Here is an 8,530-nt window from a genome sequence, read left to right as displayed (position 1 = left end):
GCGCGAAGGCAGCCCCCACCCTCACCGGGGGGACGCCCCGTACCCAGCGTAATCGCGTGGTGGCTCTCGCGGGTTACCCACAGCAAATCTGTGGACAACTCGTCGGGTTGTGGATAACTCAGGGCCATCGTGGGGACAACCCGGTGGCCGACCGGATGACGCCGGCGGTCGCCGGACGAGGTGAGTGGGCATGACACTCGAAACGCTGTGGTTCGCGATCGTCGCGCTGTTCTGGCTGGGGTATCTCTTCCTCGAAGGGTTCGACTTCGGGGTCGGGATGCTGCTGCCGGTCCTCGGGAAGACGAACACCGAGCGGCGCGTCCTCGTCAACACGATCGGGCCGGTCTGGGACGGCAACGAGGTCTGGCTGATCGTCGCGGCCGGGGCGACCTTCGCCGCGTTCCCCGGCTGGTACGCCTCGCTTTTCTCGGGCGCGTACCTTCCGCTGCTGGCCGTCCTCATCGCGCTCATCGGACGCGGCGTCGCGTTCGAGTACCGCGGCAAAGTCGACTCCGAGCGCTGGCGGCGCATCTGGGACCGGGTGATCGTCATCGGTTCCTGGGTCCCGCCGCTGGGCGTCGGGCTGCTGCTCGCGACCACCGTGCTCGGCCTGCCGCTCGACGCGCAGGGCAACCGCGTCGGGTCGCCGTTCGAGTCCGTCCGGTGGGACACGTTGCTCGGCGCGCTCGCCATCGTCGGGTTCTCGCTTGTGCACGGCGCGGCGTTCCTCGCCCTCAAAACCAGCGGTGACCTGCGGGAACGCGCCCGCACGCTCGCATTGCGAATCCTCCCGGTCGGGCTGCTGCCGTTGGTCGCGTTCCTGGTGGTCGTCCAGGTCCGCGAGGGCAAACTGTGGACGCTCATCTCGCTGGTGATCGTCGTCCTCGCCGCGGTGGTGGCGTGGCTGCGGCTCTACGCCGACCGCGACGGGCAGGCGTTCGCCGCGCTCGCGGTCGTCATCACGGCCGCCGCGGTGACCTTCTTCGGCGCGCTTTACCCGAATGTCCTTCCGTCCACATTGGACCCGGCGCATTCGCTGACCATCATGAACACCGCGGTCAGCCACTACACGCTGACGGTGATGACCTGGGTCGGCGCGTTCGGCGCCCCAGCGGTGCTGATCTACCAAGGTTGGACCTACTGGGTTTTCCGCAAGCGCATCGGCGTCCAGCACATCCCGGCGGCGCACTGATCATGACTGAACTTCCCGGCCGCGCACCCCTTTCCGCCACCGGGTCCCCCATGGACCCAGTGCGGCCGGGCAAGGGTCCGCTCGGCGCGCTCTCGGCCCTGGGGCCGGCCGCGCGCCGAGCGCTGATCCTGGTCGCGGTGCTCTCGTTCGGGAACGCGGTTTTCCTTGTCGGACAAGCGTTTCTGCTAGCGGACATCCTCGCGGACGTGGTCTCCCAGGGGATCGGGGGCCGCACCGTCCAGTTGGCTGTTCTGTTCGCGCTCGTCGTGGGCCGGGCAGGCACCAACTGGGCGGTGCGGGTTGTCTCCGCCCGCGCCGCCGCGACCGCGCAACGCGACCTGCGTGCCCGCGTCGTCGACCACACGTTGCGCCTCGGCCCGGAATGGCTGGCCCGGCGCGGCCACGGCGAACTCACCACCCTCGTCACCCGCGGCCTCGACGCACTCGACTCCTACTTCCGCGAGTACTTGCCCGCTCTCGTCACCGCGGCGGTCGTCCCGCTCGCGGCGGGCGCGGCGATCCTCTGGACAGATTGGCCGTCGGCGGTGATCATCGCCGCGACCGTCCCGTTGCTGCCGATGTTCGCTGTCCTGGTCGGTAAATTCACCGCCGACCGCGTTTCCGGCGCGACGGACGCGGTGCACCGGATGTCCGGTCTGCTGCTCGAACTCGTGCGAGCGTTGCCGGTGCTCACCGCGTTCCGGCGGGCTGACGCACAGGCGGAAACCGTGCGGAAACTGTCGGAACGGCATCGTCGCGCGACGCTCAAGACGTTGCGAGTCGCGTTCTCCTCGGCGTTCGTGCTCGAACTCGCGGCGACGCTCTCGGTCGCGTTGGTGGCTGTCGTCATCGGCGTCCGGCTGGTTTCGGGATCGCTCCCGCTGGCGATCGGACTCGGCGTGCTGATCCTCGCTCCCGAGTGCTACCAGCCGATTCGTGCGGTCGGCGCGGCGTTCCACGCGAGCGAGGACGGCGTGGAAGCGGTCCGCCGGGTGACCGAGGTGCTCGCGGAGCCAGTCCCGGACGAAGGGACGCGGATCGCACCCTGTGGATCGTTGGTTGTGTCCGACCTAAAAGTCGCCCGGCGCGGCGGATTCGCTCCGGACGGCGAGAGTTTCTCGGTCCAGCGTGGCCAGATCGTGTGGCTGCGCGCGCCGAGCGGTGGCGGCAAATCGACAACTCTGGCGACGCTGCTGGGCTTCGTGCCGTCCTATGACGGGTCGGTCTTGGCCGGTGACGTTCCGCTCGCCGAAGCCGACCTCGAACGGTGGCGCGCTGGCATCGCGTGGGTCCCGCAGTCGCCGGTTTTCAGCGGCGGCACAGTGCGGGAAGAACTTGCTGGACCTGACGTCGACACAGTGCTCGGCGAACTGGGCCTGCACGGCCTCGCCGACCGTCCCGTCGACCGGCTGTCCCTGGGACAACGCCAGCGCGTCGCCGTAGCTCGGGCGCTGCTGCGCGTTCAGTCGGGAGCGTGGTTGCTGCTGCTGGACGAGCCGACCGCGCACCTGGACGACGTCAACGCGCGGCGCGTGTTGGACGCCGTCGAGCGCGCCGTCGACAACGGGGCAGCGGCGGTAATCGCTGCTCACGAACGTTCTGCCGCAGTAGCTGTTGCGGACTCAGATTCTGCCGCCGTCGTTGAGTCCACTTCGGACAGTGCGGACGCGCGACCGCTTTCCTGGCCCATGTTGCTTGACCGACGTCTGTTCTCCGGTGCCTTCTTGGGTGCCTTGGCGCTCCTGGCAGGCATCGCCCTGACCGCGACTTCTGGCTGGCTGATCGCCAAAGCGTCGTTGCAGCCGCCGATTCTGACCTTGACGGTCGCGGTCGTCGGGGTGCGTGCGTTCGGACTCGGCCGGGCCGGACTGCGGTATGCCGAACGGCTCGTGACGCACGACGCGGCCTTCCGGATCGCCGGACGGTTGCGCGTTCGACTGTGGAATGCGTTGGTGCGCTTGGGTCCTGCGCGCAGTCTCGAAGCCGGGGAGAGCCAGCGGCGGCTGGTGACGGACGTCGACACGGTGCGGGATTTGCTGCCGCGAGTCGTCTCGCCGCCGATCGTGGTGGGGTTGGTCGCGGCTGGAGCTATCGCGGTGCAGACGATGGTGCTGCCGTCGGCCGGTTTGGTGCTCGCCTTGACAGTGCTGGTCGGGCTGGCTGCTCCAGCGGTCGCGCTGCGGTTGGAGCGACGGGCGACGTCGGCGCTCGCGGCAGGACGGCGTGATGTCGCGGCGCGGGTGTTGGTGCTGTTCTCGTCGGCGGCGGAGTTGCTCGCGTATGGCCGAGCAGCTGCGCGTCGCCGCGAGTTAGCTTCGACGGACACCCAACTGGCGATCGACACTCGTCGGCAGGCGTTCGGTGCCGGCGCGGCGGATGCGCTGATCACGCTGGCGACCGGGGCGGCCGCGGTGATCAGCACGATGCTGGCTGCGGGGGCGGTCAGCCGTGGGGAGTTGGCCGGGGTGATGGCTCCGCTGCTGGCGTTGGTGCCGTTGGCGCTGGCGGAGGTGTTGGCGTTGCTGCCGCAGGCGGCGGTGCATTGGGACACGCTGCGGGCGGCTCGGGTTCGGCTTGGCGCTGTGGTCGGCGAGTCGGAGGTTGCTGGTTCTTCCGGGGTCGCGCGCGGATCGGTTGCTGGATCGGCCGGAGCGTCGGGTGAGGCAGAGTCCGTCGCTGCTCAGCTCGCGGGGGAGCAGAACCTCGACTGCCCGGCCGCAGTCCGGTTGCGGGGCGCTGAGCTGGGGTGGCCCGGCGGCGAGGCGGTGCTGAAGGACGTCGACCTGAGCGTGCCGGCCGGGGCTTACGTGGCGGTCGTCGGGCCGAGCGGGGCTGGCAAGTCGACGCTGGTGGCGGCCTTGCTGGGGTTCCTTCAGCCGCGGCGGGGCGAGGTGGTCGTGCCGGAGAAGGTGGCTTGGGCGCCGCAGGAGCCGATGTTGGTGTCGACCACTGTGGCGGAGAATCTGCGGCTCGCGGATCCGCTGGCCGAGACGGCCGATTTGCGCCGGGTGCTCGATCAGGCGCAGTTGCCGGAGCTGGATTTGGCGACGGTGCTCGACAGCGCCGGGGCCGGGTTGTCCGGTGGGCAGGCGCAGCGGGTGGCGTTGGCGCGGGCGTTGCTGGCGGCTCCGTCGGCGGAGTTGGTGTTGCTGGACGAGCCGACGTCGCACCTTGACGAGCCGACGGCGCGGGCGTTGCGGGCGACGTTGCGTACGGAGCTTGCTGGCCGGACAGTCGTGCACGTAACGCACAATGCGGATGAAGAGCTGCAAGCGGACGTCGTTTTCGAGGTACGGGACGGGCGTGTCGTGCGGCGGGCGTTGCCGCGGGTGGCGGCGTGACGGAGGGTTGTTGGTGACGGTCACGATTTCGGGTCTGGGGCAGGGGGCCGCGCTAAGGTCGGAGTTGCTCATGGATCCGACACTTGCCGCGCGCGCACTTTCCGCGGCCACGGAGATCACCAGCACCGCACTGTCCGGGGACGACCCGGAGGGGGTGCTGGAAACAGTCGTGGCCAGGGCCGTCGAACTCGCGGACGCCGACCTCGGCCTGGCGATGGTCAGCGCCGACGACGGGCGCGTGGTGGTCGAGGCGGCGTATGGGGTCGACGGCTTGCTCGCGGAAGTGCCGACGGGTGACGCCGAAGGCGGGCCGGTCGGTGAGTTGCGCGGGCTGACCCTTGAGACGGACTCCGCGGCGGGCCAGGTCGCGCGCGGCAGCGAGCCGATCGCGGCGGAAGACTTCATCGTCGACCCGCGCACGGCGCCGTACGTGCCGGATGAGCTGCGTGGGTATGGACCGTTCGCGGCCGCGCCGTTCGGCTCCGGCGGGCGGGTGCTTGGCGCGCTGACGGTGTACCGACGGCAGGGCCGCGAGCCGTTTTCCGCAGGCACGGTCGAGATGCTCGCAGCGTTCGCGGCGCAGGCCGGGGTGGTGCTCGCGCTCGCGGAGGGCGCGAACGCGCGGCACCGCGTGACCCTGTACCAGGAGCGCGAACGCATCGCCCGCGAGCTGCACGACGTGATCGTGCAACGGCTTTACGGCACCGGGATGCAGCTGGACCGGGTGCGTCGCAACATGCGGAAACGCTTCGCGCAGGCTGACGGGGCCCGGCTGTCCGACGCGATCGACCAGCTGGACCAGACCATCGAGGAAATCCGCGGCACCGTGCGCGCGCTGCGTTCCCCGGAGCCGCGGCACGACCCCGGCAGCCCGACGGACCTGGCCGAATCCGCGCGCGGCGAAGTGCGCATCGCCGGCGAGCTGCTCGGGTACCCGCCGACCCTGGAGCTGTCCGGCGAGTTCGCCGACATCCCGGCCGAGCGGGCCGATCACATCCGTGCGGCGCTGCGCGAGGCACTGTCCAATGTGGTCCGGCACTCTGGTGCGAGCGAGACCCGGGTGACGCTGACTCGGGATGCTGAGGGCGTGAAGCTTCGCGTGCGGGACAATGGGTCCGGGGTGCCGCAAGGGGTTGCGACTCGGGGGCTTCGGCATTTGGCTGAGCGTGCTGATGCTGCTGGGGGGCGGTTTTTCCTCAATTCTTCGCCTAGTTTGGGGACGCTTGTCGCGTTTGACTTGCCGCTTGAGTGAGTGCCTTTGGTGATCACGTTGCTACGCCTGGGTTTTGGGTAGTCGCATCGCGGTGACCGCATTGTGCCGACTCGTGTGGCAACGTCATGCGGCGTCTTGGAGGACGGTCACGCGGCTCCGTTTCGCGGCGCAGTGCCATTGCGCTGCCTGCAATGCGGTGCCTCGCTGCGGCAGTTGGCGATGCGGTCGAACCACGGTGCAGCTGTCGCGCTGCGCGGCTGGCGAACAGTCGTGCCGCAGGCGGAGTGTCGCAGTGTGACGGTTCGCATCGCGGCTTCGACTCGACATTCGCGACGGGCCGCCCGCCACGACGAGGTCTATGAAGTCTCGCCGTGCTGCGACGAGGCGTCGTGCCCCGACGAGGTCGTGGTGCCGCCGAGCAGGCCGCTGAGCCGCGACGAAGCCGCCATGCCATGGCGAGGTTGCCGTGCCACGACGAGCTGTCGTGTCGCGACGTAGCCGTCACGCCGCGACGGAAGCCGCCGTGCCGCGAGCAGGCCGCGGAGCCGCGACGAAGCCGCCATGCCATGACGAAGCCGCCATGCCATGACGAGGTCGCCGTGTCGCGACGAGCCGCCATGTCGCGTCGCGGTTGTCATGCTGCGACGAACCGTCGTGTGGCGATGATCCGCCGTGCTGCGACGAGGTCGCCGTGCCACGACGAGCTGTCGTGTCGCGACGAAACCGCCGTGCCGCGACGAGGTCGCCGTGCCACGACGAGCTGTCGTGTCGCGACGAAACCGCTATGCCGCGACGAGGTCGCCGTGTCGCGACGAAGCCGTCACGCCACCACCAAGCCGCTGTGTCGCGACGAAGTCGTCAGGCCGCGACGAGGCAGTCGCGCCACGACCAAGCCGTCAGGCCGTGACGAGGTCGTCATGCCGCGACGAGCTGTGACAGGCCGCCGTCGCGAACAGTCGTGACGGTTTGCGCTGCATCGGCCGCAGCAACCGCATTGCCCTGTCCTGCAACGCAATAGCCCGCTCAACCCGCATCGAGTCTGAGCGGCAGTTACCGCGCCGCGACGAGCGCGTCGCGGTAACCACATCGCCAACCGAGCTGTCATGCCAACCGAGCTGTCGTTGCGTCGGACTCGTCGCGGCAGCGCATTGCGTAGCCTGCACTGTGTCGCCGATCCCGCGTTGCGGCGACCTAGCGCCGCGTCGAAACGCCACGTCGGTCTAGTGCTGTTTCGGGCCGCCACCTCAAAACAGGAGCCAAGAAGCCGCCGCCTGGAATCAGCAGTCTCGCAACCGTCGTATCGAATCCGTCGCCGTGGAATCACGGCGAACGCACCGCATCTGTACCGAATCGCTCGCAGCAAACACGCTGTCTCAACCTCGCGCCGCTGTGAACCCACCGCTGTGAACACACCGCGCACCAAGAGATTCAGCCTTCACGAGTCATCGAACACGCTCCTTCCCCACGTTTCCGTCTGCCACCGAGCCATTCCCCATGGTAGCGATAATCGAACATCTATTCGGCACTCAATTGGGTGAAACAATCCACTGCGGACGGCTACCCTCAGCTCCGTCTTGGACGCCGAGAACCCCGTCCGCAGCAACGCGGGCGGGGTTGGGGCGCGGAATCAGCAGGGGTCAGTCGCGCGCAGCGAAGAAAACGCGGATGTCGCCGGCGAGAAGGTCGGGGCGTTCCAGTGCCGCGAAGTGGCCGCCTTCCTCGAAGCGGCTCCAGTGCACGATGTTCGTGTTGTCGCGTTCGGCGAAGGTCTTGATGGTCTGGAAGTCGTCCTTGAACACCGCGACTCCGGTGCGCGCGTCGCTCACTCGCGGCTCGGCCTCCGCACGGGCGTTCTCCAGATAGCTGCGGCTCATCCCGGAAGCGGCGTTGGCGAACCAGTTCACGCTCACCTCCAGCAGGATCTTTTCCAGCGGCACCAGGGAGGTGCCGTTGCCGAAGGAGTTGAACAGCTCGCTGTAGGCGAGTAATCCGATCGGGGAGTCACTGAGGCCGACGGAAACCGTTTGCGGGCGCGAGGCGTTCATCGTGTTGTAGCCACCGACTGATTGAAACCATTGCATGTGCGCGAGACCGGCGTGGTCGGCCGGTTCGAGGCGTTCGAATTCGGCCGGGTCGCCGGACGGGAACGAGAACAGCTGCAGGACGTGCAGGCCGAGAAAACCGTCCGGGTTCAGCAAACCGAGCTCCCGGGCGACCATCGCGCCGTTGTCCGAGCCGTGGATTCCGTAGCTCTCGTACCCGAGTCCGCGCATCAGCCGGTCGTACGCGGCGGCGACGCGGGCGACCGTCCAGCCGGATTCGGTGACGGGCTGGGAAAAGCCGTAGCCGGGAGCGTCGGGGACGACGACGTCGAAGGCGTCCTCGGCGCGGCCGCCGTAAGCGACCGGGTCGACGAGGCGGTCGATCAGGTCGAGGTAGTCGACCGACGAGCCGGGATAGGTGTGCGCGAGCAGCAGCGGTGTCGCGCCGGGGTGGGCGGAGCGGACGTGGACGAAGTGGAACGTCTGGCCGTCGATTTCGGTGGTGAAGTGCGGGAACGAGTTGATCCGCGCTTCGGCGGCGCGCCAGTCGAAGGTCCGCCACGCCTCGATTGCCGTCCGCAGGTAGGCGTTCGGGGTGCCGGCGTCCCAGTCGTCGGTCGGCGACGGCTGCGGCAGGCGGGTGCGGGCGAGGCGGTCGTGCAGGTCCGCGAGTTCGGCGTCGGTGATCTCGACGGTGAAGGGGCGGAGGGCGAGGGAGGCGGTTGCGTTCGTCATGAGAAGA

Annotated in this window: 5 protein-coding genes; 3 read left to right on the top strand and 2 right to left on the bottom strand. The window is 68.9% G+C overall.

The window, feature by feature from the left end; translation table 11 throughout:
• Nucleotides 1-190: 190 nt before the first annotated feature.
• The 3 genes from cydB (at nt 191) to D0D37_RS13400 (ending at nt 5,785) form a co-directional block, all read left to right on the top strand.
• Nucleotides 191-1,192, top strand: a complete 1,002-nt coding sequence (gene cydB, locus D0D37_RS13410; protein WP_116200834.1) for a cytochrome d ubiquinol oxidase subunit II — start codon at nt 191-193, stop codon at nt 1,190-1,192.
• Nucleotides 1,193-1,242: 50 nt separating this feature from the next.
• Nucleotides 1,243-4,533 carry a thiol reductant ABC exporter subunit CydD gene (cydD, locus tag D0D37_RS13405; RefSeq protein ID WP_116200833.1) on the top strand — a complete coding sequence of 1,097 codons (3,291 nt, stop codon included), beginning with the start codon at nt 1,243-1,245 and terminating at the stop codon, nt 4,531-4,533.
• Nucleotides 4,534-4,603: 70 nt separating this feature from the next.
• Nucleotides 4,604-5,785, top strand: coding sequence for a GAF domain-containing sensor histidine kinase (locus D0D37_RS13400; RefSeq protein WP_116200832.1), 1,182 nt, complete (start codon nt 4,604-4,606; stop codon nt 5,783-5,785).
• Between the two features lie 317 nt (nt 5,786-6,102).
• Here the strand turns inward: D0D37_RS13400 and D0D37_RS13395 are convergent, their stop codons facing one another.
• The gene (locus D0D37_RS13395) at nt 6,103-6,384 is read right to left on the bottom strand and encodes a hypothetical protein (RefSeq protein ID WP_162834204.1); all 282 of its coding nucleotides are present in this window, start codon (nt 6,382-6,384) and stop codon (nt 6,103-6,105) included.
• Between the two features lie 999 nt (nt 6,385-7,383).
• Nucleotides 7,384-8,523 carry an epoxide hydrolase family protein gene (locus tag D0D37_RS13390; protein ID WP_116200830.1) on the bottom strand — a complete coding sequence of 380 codons (1,140 nt, stop codon included), beginning with the start codon at nt 8,521-8,523 and terminating at the stop codon, nt 7,384-7,386.
• Nucleotides 8,524-8,530 lie beyond the last annotated feature (7 nt).

Origin of the sequence: Amycolatopsis circi (genome assembly GCF_003385235.1) — a bacterium.
GTDB classification, from domain to species: Bacteria; Actinomycetota; Actinomycetes; order Mycobacteriales; family Pseudonocardiaceae; genus Amycolatopsis; species Amycolatopsis circi.
The sequence above is the reverse complement of the archived record's forward strand: the minus strand, read 5'-3'. Positions and strand labels throughout refer to the sequence as shown.